Genomic DNA, 18,572 nt, shown 5'->3' with positions numbered 1-18,572 from the left:
AAAAGCTCCTTACGGAGCTTTTTTAGCATATAGCAGGCTTATTTCATGCCTAACTTATGTTCCAGATAATGGATATTGGTGCCGCCTTTATTGAAATTCACATCGGTCATAATTTCTTTGTGCAAATCAATATTGGTTTTGATACCACCGACCAACAGCTCACTCAGCGCATTACGCATCCGCGCGATGGCGATTTCACGGCTTTCACCGTAAGTGATGAGCTTGCCAACCATTGAATCGTAGTTTGGCGGTACAGTGTAATCGGCATAAATATGCGAATCCCAACGTACACCATTGCCACCTGGCGGGTGGAAACGGGTGATGGTGCCTGGTGATGGAATAAAGGTTTTTGGATCTTCAGCGTTGATCCGGCATTCCACGGCATGGCCACGAATGACGATATCAGACTGCTTAATAGACAACGGCATGCCAGAAGCAATTCGCAGCTGTTCTTTAATCAAATCAACGCCAGTGATCATTTCAGTCACCGGATGCTCTACCTGAATACGGGTATTCATCTCGATAAAGAAGAACTCACCGTTTTCAAACAGGAATTCAAAAGTACCGGCACCACGATAGTTCAGGTCGATACAAGCTTGCACACAACGACCACCGATAAAATCACGCAGTTCCTGGGTGATACCTGGCGCTGGCGCTTCTTCCACTACTTTTTGGTGGCGACGTTGCATTGAACAGTCACGCTCACCTAAGTGAATGGCTTTGCCCTGGCCGTCAGCCAAAATTTGAATTTCGATATGACGTGGGTTTTCCAGGAATTTCTCCATGTAAACCATGTCATTACCAAAAGCAGCCTTGGCTTCAGCTTTGGTCATTTCAATCGAAGAAACTAATTCGTCTTCGCTGCGCACCACACGCATACCACGACCACCGCCGCCGCCGGCCGCTTTAACGATAATCGGGTAACCGATCCGTTTGGCGATCGCTTTGTTGGTGTCAGCATCGTCGCCGACTGCGCCGTCAGAGCCCGGTACACAAGGTACACCGGCTTTTTTCATCGCTTCAATGGCGGAGACTTTGTCACCCATCAGACTGATGGATTCCGGCCGCGGACCGATGAAAATCAGGCCGCTGTCTTCTACTTGCTGGGCGAAATCAGCACGTTCCGCTAAAAAGCCATAACCCGGGTGAATGGCCTGGGCATTGGTCACTTCAGCGGCAGCAATTAATGCCGGAATATTTAAATAACTTTGTGGAGACGGGGCGGGACCAATACAGATGGTCTCGTCGGCCAGCAACACATGCTTCAGATTACGGTCGACAGTGGAGTGCACCGCGACAGTCTTAATCCCGAGTTCTTTGCAGGCGCGTAAGATACGCAGCGCAATTTCTCCCCGGTTGGCAATCAGCACTTTTTCTAACATGGGTCGGCCTTTTGAATTATTCAATCACAAATAAAGGCTGGTCAAATTCAACCGGCTCGCCGTTTTCCACCAGAATTGCAGTAATAGTGCCTGCTTTGTCAGACTGGATTTGGTTCATCATTTTCATTGCTTCAACGATACACAGCGTATCGCCAACTTTCACCGTCTGGCCAACTTCAGCGAAATTTTTCGAAGTTGGAGACGCGGCGCGGTAGAAGCTACCAACCATTGGTGAACGTAACTGGTAACCCGTCACAGCTGGTGCTGCTGGAGCGGCAGCTGGTGCTGCGGCTGGAGCAGGAGCCGCCTGCATTGGTGCAGCCTGATATTGCATTGGTGCATAATGCTGCACCGGGCCACCGCGGCTGATACGTACAGATTCTTCGCCTTCGGTAATTTCAAGTTCATTGATACCTGATTCTTCCAGAAGCTCGATCAGTTTTTTAATTTTTCTAATATCCATGACGATGATGCCTGACTTAGTTGAGTAAAGTTAAGGGGTTATGTTCTTGGTGTTTAATGTAGATACTGCCGATTCCAGCGCATAACGGTAACCGTTGGCACCGAGGCCACAAATGACCCCCTTAGCAATATCTGATAAATAGGAATGCTTTCTAAATGCCTCACGGGCATGCACATTCGACAGATGAATCTCAATAAATGGTATGGCAACTGCCAATAACGCATCGCGAATGGCGACGCTGGTATGGGTGAAGGCACCAGGATTGATCAGAATAAAATCCTGCTTGCCGAGCGCTTGCTGAATGGTCGTAACCAACTCATGTTCGGCATTGGATTGCAGGTGCGTCAGCTCGACATTCAGCGTGCTGGCATGTTGGCGTAAATCACCGACAATTTGTTCTAAAGTGGCAGCACCATAGATCTGGGGCTCACGCTGACCCAGCATATTCAGATTGGGGCCGTTCAGAAGCAAAACGCGTAAAACTGAAGCCATTTGTCGCCTATTCCGTTTAAGATCCATCATCTGCGATTATCTTGCCTAAGGCTGTTGAAAAAAGCATCTTTTTCCGTTTTTCAGCACCCGGCTCTGCAGAGTTGCCGCTTATTATAGTGAAATCGCAGCAAATGGCAGCAAAATACTGGTCTTATCAGCAGAGTGGAACTTTATTCAGGCTGGATAGTCGTGCGGGCAGAAATGGTCGCTGCAGCGGGCAAAAGTCAGTACTTTAGCCTGCTGCAGCGCGGTTGGAACATGAAGTTAAGATGGATTCAGACTGCTTAAATGTGCCTGAAACTCCGTCGGCGGCATAAAACCAGTGACCCTGGATTGCGTTAATTCGCTGCCGTTTGGCGCAAAAAACAACAAAGTTGGCAAACCAAGCACGCTGAATTTATCCAAAACCTGCTGATCTTCATCAGTAGCCTTGGTCACATCAATCCGCAATAAACGGATTTTTGCCATCTCGGTTTTCACGCCGGCATCGGCAAAAGTGATGTGTTCGAATTCTTTGCAGGCGACACACCACTCAGCGAATAAATCCAGCATCACATACTGATTTGCTGCTTTGGCGGCGGCTAGTTCCCGGTCTAAATCTGCCAGCGTCTTAATATCAATAAATTTACCGGCATCTGCACTGGCAACTGCGCTTGTTGGCGCTGCAACTGACGTTGCTGCTGGCCACCAAAAGCGTTGATTTAGCAGCAAGGTACCGAACACTAACACCATTGCCAGCAGCCACAATAGTGATTTTACGAACGGCTTTTGCAGCATTTGCTGGGTTTGATGCAAAAACAATGCAAATGCCAGCACCAATATCGTTAGTAGTACCACCAGAATTTCGGTCGGCAGAATCCGTTCCAGCAGCAGTAACGGGACTGATAGCAACAGGAAGCCGAACACTGCTTTGACCCGATCCATCCAAGCGCCAGGTTTTGGTAAGAATTTTCCACCAGTACTACCAAGCACCAACAACGGTAAGCCCATACCCATACTCAGTACATAAAGCACTAAAGCGCCGTAGGCCATATCGCCGGTTTGGGCGATATAAAGCAGTACACCGGTTAACGGCGCCGTGGTGCAAGGCGAGGCGACCAGGCCCGACAATGCGCCCATCACCAACGCACTTTTAGCGCTGCCACCCTGTTGTTTGTTACTGATAGTACCGACTTTTTCCGCCCAGCTGCTTGGCAGTTGCAGGTTAATCACCCCAAACATCGCCAGCGCCAGCAATACAAACAGCACACTGATGCCAATTAATACGGCCGGATGTTGAAAATAGGCCTGAAACTGCACGCCGGCGCTCGCGACCACTAATCCCAGCAATGAATAGGTAATTGCCATGCCTTGCACATAGGACATCGACAAACTAAAAGCACGACCAGTACTCAATTGCTGGCCTTGGCCGACAATAATGCTGGTAAGAATGGGGTACATTGGAAACACGCAAGGGGTAAATGCCAGGCCTAAACCCAGTAAAAAAAACAAGCCCAAGGTCCATAAACTACGGTCTTGTCCCAGACGCTCGGCCAATTCCGTCTGTTGCGACACCGGTGCTGAGATTGAAGTGTTGCTGTTTTCAGGGGTTGTAGTCTCAGCAGGTGCAACGTTCATGTCAGCCAACACGGCCCCGGTGGCAGCTGCAGTTGGTTTAGTCTGGATTAATGGAATTTCAATGGTTGTAACCGGATAACATAAACCGGCTTCGGCACAGCCCTGAAACCGGACTTTTAACTTAGCGTCGACATCGATATTTGACAGCGGAATACTAAAAACCACCTGATGGCGGTAAACCTCGGTTTTGCCAAAATATTCATCTTCATGCGGCATGCCGGGCGGGTAAGCCGGATGTGAAAAGCTGGCCGCAACACCGGCGATTTTAAATTTGTCTTTATATAAGTAATAACCATCAGCAATCTGAAAGCTTAGTTTCAGCTCATTGTCTTGCTGCACAAAGTCCGGCACAAAAGCTTGTTCAACCGGTAAAAAGGTTTTGCTTTGGCTCAGTTTACTAAGAATATCATTTGCTTGTAGTGGCACGGCCATCAACAGCAATAACAGAAGACTATAAATCCGGACTTTCAATGGTTATTTCCTTTGCTAAAGATGCTCATGGCATCTACATCTAAAATCATTTGCCCAGCCTACTATACGCAACCACCTGCTTTTGGGTCTTGGACATTCGCGACAAAATCACAAAAAGTTCTGCTGGTCTGCCGTCTTTAAGTTCAACAGCCCTAAGACCGTCCTGCAAGGCTTTTGCTTTCAAGTGTTGGCTCCAATGACAAATCGCATTTTCCGAAGCTGGGGAACCCGCAGATTTTTTTTAACCAACCCTTGGTTTTTTTTGCCGCTTCCCCCATATAGCTGACACAACAGATTTAACGCCCTCGTTAAAACCCAAAAAACGCTTTAGGAGAAATTAAGCATGAATATTCGTCCATTACACGACCGCGTGATCATCAAACGCCTGGAAGCAGAAAGCAAATCGGCCGGTGGTATTGTTCTGACCGGCGCTTCTGCTGAAAAATCGACCCGTGGCGAAGTGGTTGCAGTCGGCAACGGCCGGATCCTGGAAAACGGTACTGTCCGTCCGTTAGACGTCAAAGTTGGCGACAAAGTGATCTTTGGCGCTTACGTTGAGCGCACTGAAAAAATTGAAGGTCAGGAATACGTCATTACCAAAGAAGACAACATCCTGGGCGTGATCACTGAATAATATTCAGTATCAGCACGCTGCATTAAGTGAATTGCATTTCACGAATTAATTGAATACAAATTTCCGAGGAATTTTCAAATGGCTGCAAAAGACGTACGTTTTGGCGATGAAGCCCGTAACAAGATGCTCAAAGGCGTCAATATTTTAGCAAACGCAGTACGCGTGACTTTAGGCCCTAAAGGCCGCAACGTGATCCTGGACAAATCTTTTGGTGCGCCAATGATCACCAAAGATGGTGTATCTGTAGCCAAAGAAATCGAGCTGGAAGACAAGTTCGAAAACATGGGCGCGCAAATGGTGAAAGAAGTTGCTTCTAAAGCCAATGACGAAGCTGGTGACGGTACGACTACTGCGACAGTACTGGCGCAAAACATCATCAACGAAGGTGTAAAAGCTGTTGCTGCCGGTATGAATCCAATGGATTTAAAACGTGGTATCGACAAAGCCGTGATCGCTGCAGTTGCTGAATTAAAAGCGCTGTCACAGCCATGTGCTGATTCAAAAGCCATCGCGCAAGTAGGTACTATTTCTGCAAACTCTGATGACGAAATCGGTCAGATCATCGCGAATGCGATGGACAAAGTTGGTAAAGAAGGCGTGATCACCGTTGAAGAAGGCCAGGGCCTGGCGAACGAACTGGCTGTGGTTGAAGGTATGCAGTTTGACCGCGGTTACCTGTCTCCATATTTCATCAACAACCCGGAAGCGGGCCAGGTAGAACTGGACAATCCGTTCATCCTGACTGTTGATAAGAAAATCAGCAACATCCGTGAACTGTTGCCAGTTCTGGAAGGCGTGGCCAAATCTGGCAAGCCTTTGCTTATCATCGCTGAAGATTTAGAAGGCGAAGCTTTAGCCACGCTAGTTGTCAACAACATGCGCGGTATCGTTAAAGTTTCTGCAGTGAAAGCCCCAGGTTTTGGCGACCGTCGTAAAGCCATGCTGCAAGACATTGCGGTACTGACTGGCGGTGTGGTGATTTCTGAAGAAATCGGCCTGGAGCTGGAAAAAGCAACTTTAGAAGATTTAGGTACTGCCAAGCGCGTGCTGATCACCAAAGACAACACCACTATTATTGACGGTGCCGGTGAGCAAGAAGCCATTAATGGCCGCGTCAAGCAAATCCGTCAGCAAGTGGAAGATGCCACTTCTGATTATGACAAAGAAAAACTGCAAGAACGTCTGGCGAAATTAGCCGGCGGTGTGGCAGTGATTAAAGTAGGTGCCTCTACTGAAATCGAAATGAAAGAGAAAAAAGCCCGCGTAGAAGACGCGCTGCACGCAACCCGTGCTGCCGTTGAAGAAGGCGTGGTACCTGGCGGTGGTGTGGCACTGGTTCGTGTAGCGGCAATGCTGTCTGAACTTCGTGGCATCAACGAAGATCAAAACCACGGGATCAAAATTGCGCTGCGCGCGATGGAAGCACCACTGCGTCAAATCGTGGATAACGCCGGTGATGAGCCATCAGTTGTTGTGAACAACGTCAAAGCTGGCGCTGGTAACTACGGTTACAACGCAGCGACTGGGGTTTACGGCGACATGCTGGAAATGGGTATCCTGGATCCAACCAAAGTGACCCGTTCAGCGCTGCAATTCGCTGCATCTGTTGGTTCGCTGATGATCACTACCGAAGCAATGGTCACAGAATTACCGAAGAAAGAAGGCCCGGCAATGCCTGATATGGGCGGCATGGGTGGAATGGGCGGCATGATGTAACTTTTACATCCCCGCTAAAAACGAACCCGGCGCAAGCCGGGTTTGTCGTTTTTAAGGGGAAATGGCACGTTACCCGTTACTAAGGGGAGGGCAGATGAAGATTTGCGAAGTAATTTTGCCCTGACCCAAATATTCCTTTTGGTTGGCATGTCATGGCAATGTCAGGAAAAAATTACATTCAGCGACATGTTTCGACATTTGACTACGGTCTTCTGTCAGGAAAAAGCTTATAGTTAAGGTTAAGAGTTCAACAGATATCCGCTGCTGATGGTTGGCAGTATGATGAGGAGTACGAAGATGCGTAAATTCACAGGCTACCTAACGACCGTGCTTTGTGCGACGGTATTGTCTTTTCAGGTACATGCTGCAACAACAGAAAAAGCGGCAACGACGTCTGCGGTGAAAATGACCTGGCTCAATCCTGAGAAATTTTCCGATATCCGGCCGGCTAATGGCTCACGTAAAGCTTATCAAGAACGCGTGATGAAGGCTTTTGATAAAATTCTTGGTGATTTGGCTGAAAAATTGCCGCCAGGATACAGCATGGAAATCAGTGTGAAAGACATTGATTTAGCAGGGGATGTTAATCCGATGTATCGGATAGACAACACTGATATCCGGGTGATTAAAGATATTTACTTCCCAAGAATCAAATTGGATTATGTACTGTTTGATCAGAACAAACAGCCAATCCGGCAAGAGTCCGATGTCAAAATCAAAGATATGGGCTTTATGACATCCAATCACATTGGTTATCAAAGCCGCGAGTTCGCGTACGAACATGAAATGCTGAAAAAGTGGTTTAACAAAGTGATAGTGCCACAAACCGTCAGTAAATAACTTTGTAGAACATTCAACATTACAGCAAGTTGGCGATTTTCTGATAAATCGCCACTGCTTCATCCCGACTCAATTGCCCCGCAGAGGCCGCCCGGCCAATACTGCTACTGACTTTGACTGAATCGTTGTTTGCTGATTCTGCTTCGTTTGCTGTCGAAGTTGCCTGGGTACTTAGTGTCACCCTATTATCATTTTCGGCGGCCTGACGCAGTGGCGCGGAATATTCGGTCGTAATTTTCGCGGTCGAACTGACATCAGTGGTCGGATTTTTACTTTCGGTGCGAGCGACCACCCGCACCAAATCTAATGAGGTATTCACTGCTGAAACTGGCATCGTCGGACCTCCACTGTGTTGCATATACCCTTCATCCTTGAAGGTGCGGGGTTGTTGCCTTCGCTCGTTCGCCCCAGTCACATAGGACAACTATGCTCCTGGGGTCTCACTCTCTTGTCGCCTACCCGCATCTTCAATGATTATGGCTATATAGCATTTAACGCAACTGTACAATTTGACCGCAACTTTGCCTTCAAGTTTAGCTTATTTGGCTACAACCGCTCGAAATTCAGTTAATGTCTTATGCAGCAACTGCAGCTGCTTCACCACCAGTTCCAAAGTTGCCGTATTAAACTGCTGCGTTTGACGGATCGCGGATACCTGTTCAGCAGTTTCGGATAAATAGGGCATAAAACGCGGGCTGCTGACTCGAAAAATTGACGGTGCCGGAAAAATCGCCTGATGTCGCGCCTGACCTTTGTTTTGTAATTCATCTAAAATTGCGTCGGCATCTAACGCCTTGCGATAAAGCTCTTTTAAATTTAAATCCAGTTGATTAAGTAACTGTTCCATAACGCTTCCTCAAAATTTCTGAGCGCTATTATGCCACAACCAGGCTGCAAAGCACGAGTGACGCCGATTGCAGCCAATGTCTATATTGCAGAGAAATTCGGGAAAGCCATTTTCAACTCGACAGATTTGTTATATCATCTCATTTCAAATTTGGCAGAGGTCAGGCAGCATGTTCGAAAATATCCGTCATACATTGGACAAAGTGGGGATCGCCGTGACGTCCTTATGCGCCATCCATTGTATTATGCTGCCGGTGTTATTGCCTGTTCTGCCATTGTTAGGTTTAACCTCAGTTCATAACCATGCATTAGAACGAATCGTGTTACTGGTGACCATGGTGCTTGGTTTTATTACTATTTTTGCGGGTTTTCATCGTTACCATCGCAAGTTATATCCGTTTTATTCGTTGTTCCTTGGTGGTTTTATTTACTGGCAAAAAGATTTGCTGGGTCATGAATACGAGCATTTTGTGCTAATCGTGGGCGCTGCTTTTGTAGTGTTTGCGCATATTCTGAATATCCGCCTTTGCAATCAATGTCATAGCTGCGAAAGCCACTAAATTCCTCTTTGCCATCAGCCTGCCGTGCAGGCTGTAGCCGTAACAATCATTTCAGCGATAATATAAACCTTCCCGCTCGGGCTGTGATATCAGCCGAATCACTTCGATTTTTCCTGCCGTCCCCAAATGATTCCACTGAATTAAATCGCCCTGACGTCGTCCCAACAACGCCATACCAACGGCTGCCAGTACTGACAATTGTGGTTTGTCCGATTGTAGATCTTTTGGATAGACCAGCTGTAACTCACGGATTTCTGCATTACTTGATAATTTCAGCTGGATCAGTGAGTTCATGCTAATGACATCCGGCGGCATTTCAGCCGGATCAACCACAGTGGCTTTTTCCAGTTCTGCCTGCAGATAAAGGCGCTGCATGTCTTGAGCTGGTAAGCGCTGTAACAGTAGTTCCAGCCGCTCGTAGTCGAGTGTCGAAATGGTACGGGTTGATGGTTGATTTGTCATAGTTCCTCCAGGGGAATTTAGCGGCAGTTAATGTATTCACGCTTACTTTCTAAGATTGCCCGGTTGACGCCGGACCCGGATGATATCCGCGACAATGAAGCTGGATTGCCTATTTGCAACTAACAGCCTCACTTCATCACCCACATTTTTACCAACCAGCGCCATACCAAGTGGCGACAATAAAGCGATTTCGGTATCGGAATGGTTGCCTGGTACTTCGCTTAGCAGTGTGAGCCATTCGCACTGCTGTGCTTCATTACACAGCAATACCGAGCAACCTGGCTGAATGCCGCTGATCTGTAGCTTGCTGCGAGTTGCTGGCGGTTCTAACTGTTGCAGCATTGCGGCCAGCGCTATGGGGGACACAGGCCAGAAATTCCGGGTGCTATATCGGATAATGTATCGGGAGCTGTAGCGGGCAAATAGCGGGGCACTGGCATTCGCCAGTAGGGAAAAATTGAAAAAAGTCATCACAGTACCTGCAAGCAATATTCGAGGAAAATAAGGCGAATGCAAAACAGCCGGTTCTGACAGCGCAGAACCGGCTTAGTGATGTAAGGTGGTAGGAAAATACCAGGATAGAAGGGGACGACTTGAAGTTAAAGCAATTAGCACAAGCAATCTCCCGCAAGAATAGTGATCAGATTGGCCGACCATACTCAGCTTGACCGGTAAATTCAACCAACTTTCCTTTAACTTCGACCAGTGGCCGGAAATCTGACATGAATGGTTTTTCTGGCTCAATATTGCCAGCTGAAGGTGGATTATTGATGGCGGAACAACTAAAACCAGCCAGTCGCTTCTGCTGGATAATTACAAAAAATACCATCAATGCCTAAAGCTTTTAATCGTAAAGCTTCCCGCTGATCGTTGACGGTATAGACATAAATTGCCAGCCCACGCTGATGCGCATCCTGCACCATCTTTTCATCGATGAAAGCGCGATCACAGTGCACCGATACTGCGCCAAGTTTGCTGGCAAACTCACAATAATCTAATGGAATACAAGCGGTTAAAGCACCGATGGCCAGCGCAGGTTGCTGCTGTTTTACCTGCAGCAATAACGGGTGATGAAAAGAAGAAATAAGCAGTTTGGCTAAATCGGTACCAAGTTCCTGTTGTGCCCTTAGTATAAGTTGGAGCAACAGATCCACAGTATCGTGGCCTTTGAGTTCGATATTGAGCACACAGTTATTGTTGGTGAGCTGCAACACCTGCCATAAAGTCGGAATCCTCTGACCTTTGCCGGCATCCAACTGTTGCAGCTGGGCCAAAGTATAGTCTTCGATATTGCCAGAAGCTTTGGTGGTGCGTTTTAGCTGACGATCATGAATGACAATCAGCTCGCCAGCAACCGCAAACACATCAATTTCGATGCCATAAGCGCCGCAATCGATGGCTGCCTGAATTGCCAATAGGGTATTTTCCGGATAGTGGCCGCTGACTCCGCGATGGGCGAATATTTTCATCAGTGGCCTCCGGTGGTGTTCATTGGCGATTTTTCAGGTGTCGGGATTATGCTCAGACAGCAGCAGTCATGGTAGCAAAAGCTTCACCCATCCGGGTGCCTGCGCCTGGGTACTGCTGATCATTAAAGGCAATTTGATCCGGTGCAAAAGCCAGAATCACCGTGGAGCCGAGTTTAAAGCGGCCCATTTCGGCACCTTTATCGAGCTTCACCGCATTAGCGCCAGTGGCCGGATAACTCCAGCGGAACACTTCTTTACCGGTTGGCGGCGTAATAGTACCGGCCCAGACGGTTTCGATACTGGCAACAATAGTGGCGCCAACCAGCACTAACGCCATTGGCCCAACCGCAGTATCAAAAATTGTGACAACACGCTCATTACGCGCAAATAACGACGGCACATTTTCTGCCGTCAGTGGATTGACCGAAAACAGCTCGCCCGGCACATAAATCATCTCGCGCAAGGTACCGGCAATTGGCATATGAATGCGGTGATAATCTTTTGGCGCCAGATAGATACAGGCAAACTGACCATTCAGGTATGGCGCTGCAGTTTCACTGGCGCCGCCAAGCAAGGCCTGCAGTGAATAAGTGTGGCCTTTAGCCTGAATGAGCTCGTCACCGGCAATTGCGCCAAGCTGGCTGATAGCGCCATCAACCGGCTGCACTATGATGTTGTCATCAGCAACCACCGGACGGATGCCGTCTTTTAACGGGCGGGTGAAAAATTCATTAAAACTTTGATAATCCGAAGCATTTTCATGTTTTGCTTCACTCATATTGATGCCATAAGCTCTAATAAATAACTTGATAAGCGCATGCGACACTGCGCCTAATTGGGCTGCTGCCAGTAACCCGACCAAGCGGGAAATTAAATGCTTTGGCATGATGTATTGCAGAGTTATTTTTACTTTATCCACGTTGCTGGATCCTTAATCAACTTTAAAAAAATTCGGTTTGTCCTGCACCATGCTGAGCAGGATTTTATGGTAATTATCAAAACGTTCGGATGAAATTTCTTCAATTTCAATGGCGTGATGTAATGCGCAGCCTGGGTCGTTCAGATGTTTACAGTCGCGGAATTTACAGCGGCCAAGCCAGGGACGGAACTCTTTAAAGCCCCACAGCACTTCATCGGGAGGTAGATGCCATAAGGCAAATTCGCGAATGCCTGGAGAGTCAATCAGTTCACCGCCTTCAGGTAAATGGTACAACCGTGCCACTGTGGTGGTGTGTTGGCCCAAACCGGAACCATCTGACACTTCACGGGTGACCACTTGCAGCTCTGGCAGCAAGTTATTGACCAACGAAGATTTTCCCACACCCGATTGACCAACGAAGATGCTGGTACCTGATTTCAGGTACTCATCCAGTTGCGCCATGCCTTCACCGGTTTTGGCACTTAACAGCAAAATTTCGTAGCCAATTTTACGGTAAATCGCCAGCTGGCTGTCGACGACGGCGCGCTCATCTGCGTTAAGTAAATCAATTTTGTTCAGTAATAACAAAGGCTTGATTTGCATCGCTTCGGCTGCGACCAGATAACGGTCGATGATATTCAGCGACAGTGCTGGCAATACCGCAGAGACGATGATCAATAAATCAATATTGGCTGCAACGGGTTTTAAGCCATCATAAAAATCCGGACGCGACAACACAGAACTTCGTTCCTGCACCGCTTCAATCACGCCGCTGATGCCACCTTGTGGCTGCAAGGAGCGACGCCAAACCACTTTGTCGCCACAGACTAAGGAGTTAATAGTACGGCGGATATTACAACGTTCAACTGCGCCATTGTGGTCTTCAACATCGGCGTGTTGACCAAAACGGCTAATCACCACACCAGCTTCCGGTGCACTAAGTTGGGTATGCTCAAGCTGTTGCTCAACTTTGGCGGCTTTTTTTTCCAGCCGATCCAGGCGTTTTTGTTGATTGCCGGCAATACGGTCGGTTTGGCGATTGTTTAGATGTTTCTTTTTCGTCACTGTTTCTCACAGGCCCGGCGAGGGCGTTTTCCAGTTGGCGTCAGGCGTAGTATGATACTAGCATTCAGTGAAGTTACAAAGTAGCAAACCCATAAGGTGCCTTTTATGTCTGTGAATGAAAATAATCTGGTCTGGATCGATTTGGAAATGACCGGTCTGGAGCCGGATATCGATGTGATCCTGGAAATGGCGACCATCGTCACCGACAGCAATCTGAACGTCTTGGCCGAAGGACCAACTTTCGCCATTAAAACGCCAGCCGAAGTGCTGGACAATATGAGTGCCTGGTGTGTAGAGCAACATGGTAAAAGTGGTCTGACCCAGCGTTGCCGCGACAGTGACACTGATTTAGACGCCGCAGTGGATCAAACCATTGCCTTTTTAAGCCAGTATGTGCCGGCAGGCAAGTCGCCGATGTGTGGCAATAGTATCGGTCAAGACAGACGTTTTCTGGTGAAATACGCACCGAAACTGGAAGAGTTTTTCCATTATCGCAACATGGATGTCAGCACCGTAAAAGAACTGGCGAAACGTTGGAACCCACAAGTGACGAAACTGGTGAATAAATCATCCAGTCACCTGGCGTTAGATGACATTCGCGATTCAATTGCTGAATTAATGGTCTATCGCACACACTTTTTCCGGTTGCCGGAATAAAGTGCTTGCAAACTCAAACTGATTTTGTAAAATGCGCCCCGCTTAGTGACAAAGTTGAACGCCAGTTCTGCGGTAACTAAGCGGTAATTGAAGAAGTTGATGCGGGCATAGCTCAGTTGGTAGAGCGCTACCTTGCCAAGGTCGAGGTCACGAGTTCGAGTCTCGTTGCCCGCTCCAAATTCTTCAGTTGCAGTGTTATAAGTTGACGATGATGCGGGCATAGCTCAGTTGGTAGAGCGCTACCTTGCCAAGGTCGAGGTCACGAGTTCGAGTCTCGTTGCCCGCTCCAATCGTCAACATTGTAAGAAATCCTCGTATTGCGGGCATAGCTCAGTTGGTAGAGCGCTACCTTGCCAAGGTCGAGGTCACGAGTTCGAGTCTCGTTGCCCGCTCCAGTTTTCCCGATAGTTCTGTGTCAGCTTTTAACATCCAGTCGTTTTCTGCCTCTGGCAGACAACAACACTTTCATTTTTCATATCGTCATATACTGTTTCAGTTACTTAACCAGCGCTTTCGCCTGGTCTGGAGTTGCCTGCCGCAGCGCTGACAGATTGAAATCTTTAGACCAAACTGGTAGTTTACCGCCAAATCCCAATCAGGTAAGACCAGTATGAATGCGAATAATAAACTCAGCCGGCTTGTTGGAAAAATCCATCGGGCGCCACTTTTTATGCAAAGCTGGTTGTTGTCAACTTTGTTTGGCCGCGCAATTAAGTTTGCCGGTACCGCCAGTATCGTCATTGAGCAGCTTAATTTTCAGCAAGCGGTATTAGCCCAGGGCAATTTCAAAAAAGTCCAGAATCACATCGGCTCGGTGCATGCGGCAGCCATGGCGCTACTTGGCGAATCTGCCAGTGGTTTTTTGGTCGGGATGCATGTACCGGATGACCGTTTACCCCTTTTAAAATCAATGCATCTGGACTATGTCAAACGAGCCACCGGCAAACTTACGGCCGTCGCTGAGCTGAGTGACGAGCAAATCCAACAAATCCGTGTGCAGGAAAAAGGCGAAATCACGATCAAAGTACAAATTCGTGATCAGCTCGGCGTCGAGCCGGTCATCGCCGAATACGTCTGGGCCTGGGTTTCGAAAAACCGGTCTAAAACAAACTAATCGTTGATTCACCATGCCACAACTGGCGCGCCAGTTGTTTGCCTGATAAAGTTCAGGGGTGTTCCGACGATGGATAACTTTGGTTTGAATGTAACTCCGCGCATAATCACTCAAAGCACCCCTGTGCCGTTTTTCGGGAACCTTCTGATCAGATATCCGACAACGGTCAGCTTGATTTTATTGGTGTTGTTGTCGATTCTGGCATTCGCTATGTTGGCACAAGAACGTGCCAAATATATTGAATCTCAACGTTACCAATTGCTGCAGACGCTGACCAATTATGCCTCGGCACTCGAAGGCATGGTGAACAGTGGCGTAGTGGCGCTCGATTCCATCCGTAGCGAATTGGTGCTGCAACCTGACACTGATTTAACCAAGCTTGACGCCAGAGTTGCTTTACTGCTGCATAACTATCCTTATTTCCGCCATGTGGCGATAGCACCGGATCTGGTCATCCGTTACGTTTATCCACTGAAGGGTAACGAAACTGTGATCGGTGTTGATTATCGTAATATTCCGCAGCAGCTTGCTGCCATCGAAAAAACCATCAGTCTGGGCTTGCCGGTCGTCGCAGGGCCGGTGAATTTATTACAAGGTGGCTCAGGTTTGGTGGTCAGAGTGCCAGTGCAAACCAGTGATCAGCAAAACTGGGGTGTCATCGCCGCCATTATCCCACTGGAGTCCTTGCTGCAACGGGCAAATTTGCCAGCGTTGCAACAGCAATATTGGGTCGGGTTATCTGGCAAAGACGGCAATGACCAGCCTGATGAATTGTTCTGGGGTAACCAGGAGTTATTGCAGGCTGAACGGGTGATGGCAGATATCAAATTGCCGGTTGGTCGCTGGCAATTACAAGCAGCAGCCAAGCATAAATTACCCTGGCTGGTTGGTCCGCTGCAATGGATGGCGGCACTGGCCGCAGTGGTGATTGTACTCTTGTGTTCGGCGCTCATGCTGTTGCTTCGAATGGCAGGGGAGCGTGAACAAGCACTGCATACCATTGCCTTTCAGGCCACTTTTGATCCGCTCACCGGTTTACCGAACCGTGCTGTGTTTACCGAAAACCTTTCACGCATGTTAAAACAGGCACAAGGTAGCCAAAGTTGCCTGAGTTTGTTGTGTATTGATTTAGACGAATTTAAGCAAGTGAATGAAAGCCTTGGGCATTTAGTCGGCGACAAACTACTGCGGGCAGTGGCAGAACGGCTGAAATTGCTGGTGGGTGAACATGATTTATTAGCGCGATTGGGCGGGGATGAATTTGTCGTGGCGTCGGCACTGGGTAACGGCCCGGAAATGACTGAATTAATGGCCGAAAAACTGGTGCAGGAACTGGCAAAACCCGTGCAGGTCGGCGATAAGTTGCTGGCCGTCAGTGCCAGTATTGGTATTGCGATGTACCCGCACGATGGCATGAATCATGGTGATCTGCTGAAACATGCCGATCGTGCCATGTACGCCGCCAAACAAATCGGCCGTAATACCTACCATTTTTATGACGCGGTGATGCAAAAAGAGGCCGATCGGTTTGTCCATCTGCACAATGAAATCCTCAAAGGTGTGCAGCAAGGGCAGTTCTTCCTGGTGTATCAGCCGATTTATGATGTGCAAAGTGGCAGTTTTACCAAATGTGAAGCGCTGGTGCGCTGGCAACATCCGGAGCGCGGCTTGATTTCGCCACTCGATTTTATCAGTGTCGCCGAACGTACCGGTGCCATCAGGCCGTTAGGGCATTGGATTTTGCAACAAGCCTTAGTCGACGCAAAACGTTTTAATTCCTTAGGTTTACCCCTGCAAATGTCGGTCAATCGGAGCAGCCAGGAATTTAACGTGCATCATGTCGCAGATGAATGGTTGCAAATGATTGCAGCGGTCGGTCTTGACTGCGAGCAGCTGATTTTTGAAATTACTGAGTCATTGTTTATGGACCGGATTTCAGTGCAGCAAAACAATATCATTAAGCTGCATCAACAAGGATTACAGCTGGCGATTGATGATTTTGGTACCGGCTATTCGGCGCTGAACTATTTAAGTCGTTATCCGGTCAATTTTATTAAAATCGACAAAAGCTTTATTGTCGATGTTGCAACCGAAGACAAAGCTCGTGCTTTGGCTGCGGTGCTGATTAATATGGCGAAAGTGCTGGACGTACAGGTGGTGGCTGAAGGGGTGGAAACCAAAGCGCAGCTGGAAGTTCTGAACGAACTGGGTTGTGATTTTATTCAGGGTTATTATTTTAGTAAACCGTTACGCGCCGACGACTTTATCGCATTTATCCGGCAATCAGCAACCACCATTACAGGAACGGAGCAACACTAATGGATAAGGCACCTTGCCAAAGAAATTGCTGCCTGGATCAAGATGATATTTGCCTGGGTTGTGGCCGCAGTTTAACTGAAATATGTGGTTGGCATCAGGCGGATGCAGCGCAGAAACAACAGATCCTGGCTCAGGCGGAACAGCGATTGACTGCAAAAAAGCGTCCGGCTGACGTTTTGACGTCGGCTCAGGCGGTAGATCAGGCATCACGTGGCAAACCGAGCTGAATAATCCGGATCAAGCGTTGTTGTTGACGGTTTTGTAACTCCAACTGTTGCTGTTTCAGCAGCTGCTGCGCCAGTGCCCATTCGATATGTTCCCGCACCATCAGATCCGGGTGGTCGCTAAAACTTTGTAGTACTTTAATATTCTCTTCGCTGTAAGGCGCGTTGCCAATACCAACCGCCAGATTCCGTTGCCAGCGACTAAATCCTATGCGCCGGATAGCAGAGCCCTCTGTTTGTTTTAAAAAGGTGGCTTCGTCCCATTGCATAAGTGCCAGCAGTGTCTGACTTTGCCATTGGGGCCGGCGTTGGAAATCATCTTCATCGGTCAGCGGGGCAGTGCGGTTGACCGGGCAGACCAACTGACAGTCGTCACAGCCATAAATGCGGTTGCCAATCAGTGGCCGCAGGTCTTCCGGAATGGCATCTTTGAGCTCAATGGTCAGATAACTTATGCAACGTCTGGCGTCCACCACATAAGGCGCGACGATAGCGCCGGTCGGGCACATGGTGATGCAGGCGACACAGTTGCCGCAGTCTTGGGACAGTGGCTGATCCACCGGCAGCGGTAAATCGACCAGTAGTTCGCCAAGGAAAAACCATGAGCCAGCTTGTGGGTTCAGCAATAAACTATGTTTGCCAATCCAGCCGAGGCCAGCTTTGGCGGCAAGTGGCCGCTCCAGCACCGGCGCTGAATCGACAAAAGGCCGAAAACCAAATTCGCCTTGAACAGCGCTGATTTTGTCAGCCAGTTGTTTTAGTTTCTGCCGGATGATTTTGTGATAATCACGACCCAAAGCGTAGCGGCTGATATAGGCCTGCGTTGGGTCGGCAAGGTTGGTAGCAAAACCAGCGGCTTTAGACAAATAATCCAGGCGTACTGAAATGACCCGTAAAGTTCCCGGCAGCAGTTCGGCCGGCCTTGCGCGCATCATGCCGTGCTGCGCCATATACTGCATTTCACCGTGCATGCCCTGATCCAGCCACTGTTGTAAACGCTGTTCTTCCAGTTGCAGGTCGGTATCGGCGATACCGACTTGCGAAAAACCAAGATCCAGCGCCCATTGTTTAATCTGAGCGGTAAGTTCGGTCATATCAGGCGTGGCAACAGGGGTGTTCATGCATGTTCTACTGTAATTTTGGCAGTGGCGAAAGGTTCAACCAACAGATTTATCGACACCGATATGGTAGCACAGGCGAGGTGCTTTCTGGCATTCGCCAAATTGCCTGTGGTTCTGACAGGATGAATTTGATAGCATAGACCGCATTGACCCAGCCAGAGCAATCTGACTTTCGGTCGTTTGAATTCTGATTGAGGAAAG

The 18,572-nt window shown here is 48.4% G+C and carries 20 protein-coding genes and 3 tRNA genes; 11 read left to right on the top strand and 12 right to left on the bottom strand.

Annotated elements, in window-relative coordinates:
- Positions 1–38: 38 nt before the first annotated feature.
- The 4 genes from accC to A5320_RS02980 form a co-directional block, all read right to left on the bottom strand.
- Complete coding sequence (accC, locus tag A5320_RS02995; protein WP_068060729.1) at positions 39–1,382, bottom strand: acetyl-CoA carboxylase biotin carboxylase subunit; 1,344 nt, start codon at positions 1,380–1,382, stop codon at positions 39–41.
- Between the two features lie 16 nt (positions 1,383–1,398).
- On the bottom strand, positions 1,399–1,845 hold the full coding sequence (gene accB / locus A5320_RS02990; protein WP_068060728.1) for an acetyl-CoA carboxylase biotin carboxyl carrier protein: 447 nt from the start codon (positions 1,843–1,845) through the stop codon (positions 1,399–1,401).
- A 30-nt stretch (positions 1,846–1,875) separates the two neighbouring features.
- Positions 1,876–2,337 (bottom strand): type II 3-dehydroquinate dehydratase, encoded by a 462-nt coding sequence (gene aroQ, locus A5320_RS02985; protein ID WP_068060726.1) that lies wholly within the window; start codon positions 2,335–2,337, stop codon positions 1,876–1,878.
- A gap of 264 nt (positions 2,338–2,601) precedes the next feature.
- Positions 2,602–4,425 (bottom strand): protein-disulfide reductase DsbD, encoded by a 1,824-nt coding sequence (locus A5320_RS02980; protein WP_231916647.1) that lies wholly within the window; start codon positions 4,423–4,425, stop codon positions 2,602–2,604.
- 343 nt (positions 4,426–4,768) lie between these two features.
- Here A5320_RS02980 and A5320_RS02975 point away from each other — a divergent pair, with 343 nt between their 5' ends.
- From A5320_RS02975 to A5320_RS02965, 3 genes are all read left to right on the top strand, one after another.
- The gene (locus A5320_RS02975; RefSeq protein ID WP_053423916.1) at positions 4,769–5,059 is read left to right on the top strand and encodes a co-chaperone GroES; all 291 of its coding nucleotides are present in this window, start codon (positions 4,769–4,771) and stop codon (positions 5,057–5,059) included.
- Between the two features lie 78 nt (positions 5,060–5,137).
- Positions 5,138–6,775: a chaperonin GroEL gene (gene groL / locus A5320_RS02970; protein WP_068060723.1), complete on the top strand. Its 1,638-nt coding sequence runs from the start codon at positions 5,138–5,140 to the stop codon at positions 6,773–6,775.
- A gap of 297 nt (positions 6,776–7,072) precedes the next feature.
- Positions 7,073–7,615 (top strand): DUF3016 domain-containing protein, encoded by a 543-nt coding sequence (locus A5320_RS02965; protein ID WP_068060722.1) that lies wholly within the window; start codon positions 7,073–7,075, stop codon positions 7,613–7,615.
- A gap of 19 nt (positions 7,616–7,634) precedes the next feature.
- On the opposite strand, the gene A5320_RS02960 is transcribed toward A5320_RS02965, so the two are convergent.
- Together A5320_RS02960 and A5320_RS02955 are read right to left on the bottom strand one after the other, a co-directional pair.
- A complete protein-coding gene (locus A5320_RS02960; RefSeq protein ID WP_157605601.1) occupies positions 7,635–7,949 on the bottom strand; it encodes a hypothetical protein in 315 nt (104 codons plus the stop codon).
- A gap of 204 nt (positions 7,950–8,153) precedes the next feature.
- Complete coding sequence (locus A5320_RS02955; protein WP_068060718.1) at positions 8,154–8,462, bottom strand: prephenate dehydrogenase; 309 nt, start codon at positions 8,460–8,462, stop codon at positions 8,154–8,156.
- A gap of 169 nt (positions 8,463–8,631) precedes the next feature.
- Here A5320_RS02955 and A5320_RS02950 point away from each other — a divergent pair, with 169 nt between their 5' ends.
- Positions 8,632–9,021, top strand: a complete 390-nt coding sequence (locus A5320_RS02950; protein WP_068060714.1) for a MerC domain-containing protein — start codon at positions 8,632–8,634, stop codon at positions 9,019–9,021.
- Positions 9,022–9,072: 51 nt separating this feature from the next.
- Here the strand turns inward: A5320_RS02950 and A5320_RS02945 are convergent, their stop codons facing one another.
- From A5320_RS02945 to rsgA, 5 genes are all read right to left on the bottom strand, one after another.
- Positions 9,073–9,483: a GreA/GreB family elongation factor gene (locus A5320_RS02945; RefSeq protein ID WP_068060713.1), complete on the bottom strand. Its 411-nt coding sequence runs from the start codon at positions 9,481–9,483 to the stop codon at positions 9,073–9,075.
- A 42-nt stretch (positions 9,484–9,525) separates the two neighbouring features.
- Positions 9,526–9,954: a GreA/GreB family elongation factor gene (locus A5320_RS02940; protein WP_068060711.1), complete on the bottom strand. Its 429-nt coding sequence runs from the start codon at positions 9,952–9,954 to the stop codon at positions 9,526–9,528.
- Positions 9,955–10,265: 311 nt separating this feature from the next.
- Positions 10,266–10,952, bottom strand: coding sequence for a glycerophosphodiester phosphodiesterase (locus tag A5320_RS02930; RefSeq protein WP_068060707.1), 687 nt, complete (start codon positions 10,950–10,952; stop codon positions 10,266–10,268).
- 52 nt (positions 10,953–11,004) lie between these two features.
- Positions 11,005–11,871, bottom strand: a complete 867-nt coding sequence (asd, locus tag A5320_RS02925) for an archaetidylserine decarboxylase (RefSeq protein ID WP_082971495.1) — start codon at positions 11,869–11,871, stop codon at positions 11,005–11,007.
- Positions 11,872–11,883: 12 nt separating this feature from the next.
- Positions 11,884–12,936, bottom strand: a complete 1,053-nt coding sequence (gene rsgA, locus A5320_RS02920) for a small ribosomal subunit biogenesis GTPase RsgA (protein WP_068060701.1) — start codon at positions 12,934–12,936, stop codon at positions 11,884–11,886.
- 105 nt (positions 12,937–13,041) lie between these two features.
- Here rsgA and orn point away from each other — a divergent pair, with 105 nt between their 5' ends.
- The 7 genes from orn (at position 13,042) to A5320_RS02885 (ending at position 17,253) form a co-directional block, all read left to right on the top strand.
- Entirely contained in the window at positions 13,042–13,593 is a 552-nt protein-coding gene (gene orn, locus A5320_RS02915; protein ID WP_068060697.1) for an oligoribonuclease, read from the top strand.
- A gap of 101 nt (positions 13,594–13,694) precedes the next feature.
- Positions 13,695–13,770, top strand: a tRNA-Gly gene (locus tag A5320_RS02910).
- A 36-nt stretch (positions 13,771–13,806) separates the two neighbouring features.
- Positions 13,807–13,882, top strand: a tRNA-Gly gene (locus A5320_RS02905).
- A gap of 30 nt (positions 13,883–13,912) precedes the next feature.
- A tRNA-Gly gene (locus A5320_RS02900) sits at positions 13,913–13,988 on the top strand.
- A 215-nt stretch (positions 13,989–14,203) separates the two neighbouring features.
- Complete coding sequence (locus tag A5320_RS02895) at positions 14,204–14,707, top strand: DUF4442 domain-containing protein (protein ID WP_068060695.1); 504 nt, start codon at positions 14,204–14,206, stop codon at positions 14,705–14,707.
- A 210-nt stretch (positions 14,708–14,917) separates the two neighbouring features.
- Positions 14,918–17,026 carry a putative bifunctional diguanylate cyclase/phosphodiesterase gene (locus A5320_RS02890; RefSeq protein WP_197489957.1) on the top strand — a complete coding sequence of 703 codons (2,109 nt, stop codon included), beginning with the start codon at positions 14,918–14,920 and terminating at the stop codon, positions 17,024–17,026.
- The gene (locus A5320_RS02885; protein WP_068060689.1) at positions 17,026–17,253 is read left to right on the top strand and encodes a DUF1289 domain-containing protein; all 228 of its coding nucleotides are present in this window, start codon (positions 17,026–17,028) and stop codon (positions 17,251–17,253) included. The genes A5320_RS02890 and A5320_RS02885 overlap by 1 nt, the downstream gene beginning before the upstream one ends.
- On the opposite strand, the gene queG is transcribed toward A5320_RS02885, so the two are convergent.
- Positions 17,226–18,371, bottom strand: coding sequence for a tRNA epoxyqueuosine(34) reductase QueG (gene queG, locus A5320_RS02880; protein WP_068060686.1), 1,146 nt, complete (start codon positions 18,369–18,371; stop codon positions 17,226–17,228). The genes A5320_RS02885 and queG overlap by 28 nt on opposite strands.
- Between the last annotated feature and the right edge of the window lie 201 nt (positions 18,372–18,572).

It is taken from the genome of Rheinheimera sp. SA_1, from assembly GCF_001669775.1.
In the GTDB taxonomy this organism is placed as follows: Bacteria; Pseudomonadota; Gammaproteobacteria; order Enterobacterales; family Alteromonadaceae; genus Pararheinheimera.
The sequence above is the reverse complement of the archived record's forward strand: the minus strand, read 5'-3'. Positions and strand labels throughout refer to the sequence as shown.

Excerpts from the sequence above, each read along its gene's own strand:
- A5320_RS02930 (WP_068060707.1), bottom strand. The coding sequence starts at position 10,952 with ATGAAAATATTCGCCCATCGCGGAGTCAGCGGCCACTATCCGGAAAAT.
- A5320_RS02895 (WP_068060695.1), top strand. The coding sequence starts at position 14,204 with ATGAATGCGAATAATAAACTCAGCCGGCTTGTTGGAAAAATCCATCGG.
- A5320_RS02945 (WP_068060713.1), bottom strand. The coding sequence starts at position 9,483 with ATGACAAATCAACCATCAACCCGTACCATTTCGACACTCGACTACGAG.
- A5320_RS02890 (WP_197489957.1), top strand. The coding sequence starts at position 14,918 with ATGTTGGCACAAGAACGTGCCAAATATATTGAATCTCAACGTTACCAA.
- A5320_RS02885 (WP_068060689.1), top strand. The coding sequence starts at position 17,026 with ATGGATAAGGCACCTTGCCAAAGAAATTGCTGCCTGGATCAAGATGAT.
- A5320_RS02940 (WP_068060711.1), bottom strand. The coding sequence starts at position 9,954 with ATGACTTTTTTCAATTTTTCCCTACTGGCGAATGCCAGTGCCCCGCTA.
- A5320_RS02975 (WP_053423916.1), top strand. The coding sequence starts at position 4,769 with ATGAATATTCGTCCATTACACGACCGCGTGATCATCAAACGCCTGGAA.
- A5320_RS02960 (WP_157605601.1), bottom strand. The coding sequence starts at position 7,949 with ATGCCAGTTTCAGCAGTGAATACCTCATTAGATTTGGTGCGGGTGGTC.
- groL (WP_068060723.1), top strand. The coding sequence starts at position 5,138 with ATGGCTGCAAAAGACGTACGTTTTGGCGATGAAGCCCGTAACAAGATG.
- queG (WP_068060686.1), bottom strand. The coding sequence starts at position 18,371 with ATGAACACCCCTGTTGCCACGCCTGATATGACCGAACTTACCGCTCAG.
- aroQ (WP_068060726.1), bottom strand. The coding sequence starts at position 2,337 with ATGGCTTCAGTTTTACGCGTTTTGCTTCTGAACGGCCCCAATCTGAAT.
- accB (WP_068060728.1), bottom strand. The coding sequence starts at position 1,845 with ATGGATATTAGAAAAATTAAAAAACTGATCGAGCTTCTGGAAGAATCA.
- A5320_RS02965 (WP_068060722.1), top strand. The coding sequence starts at position 7,073 with ATGCGTAAATTCACAGGCTACCTAACGACCGTGCTTTGTGCGACGGTA.
- A5320_RS02955 (WP_068060718.1), bottom strand. The coding sequence starts at position 8,462 with ATGGAACAGTTACTTAATCAACTGGATTTAAATTTAAAAGAGCTTTAT.
- accC (WP_068060729.1), bottom strand. The coding sequence starts at position 1,382 with ATGTTAGAAAAAGTGCTGATTGCCAACCGGGGAGAAATTGCGCTGCGT.
- orn (WP_068060697.1), top strand. The coding sequence starts at position 13,042 with ATGTCTGTGAATGAAAATAATCTGGTCTGGATCGATTTGGAAATGACC.
- A5320_RS02950 (WP_068060714.1), top strand. The coding sequence starts at position 8,632 with ATGTTCGAAAATATCCGTCATACATTGGACAAAGTGGGGATCGCCGTG.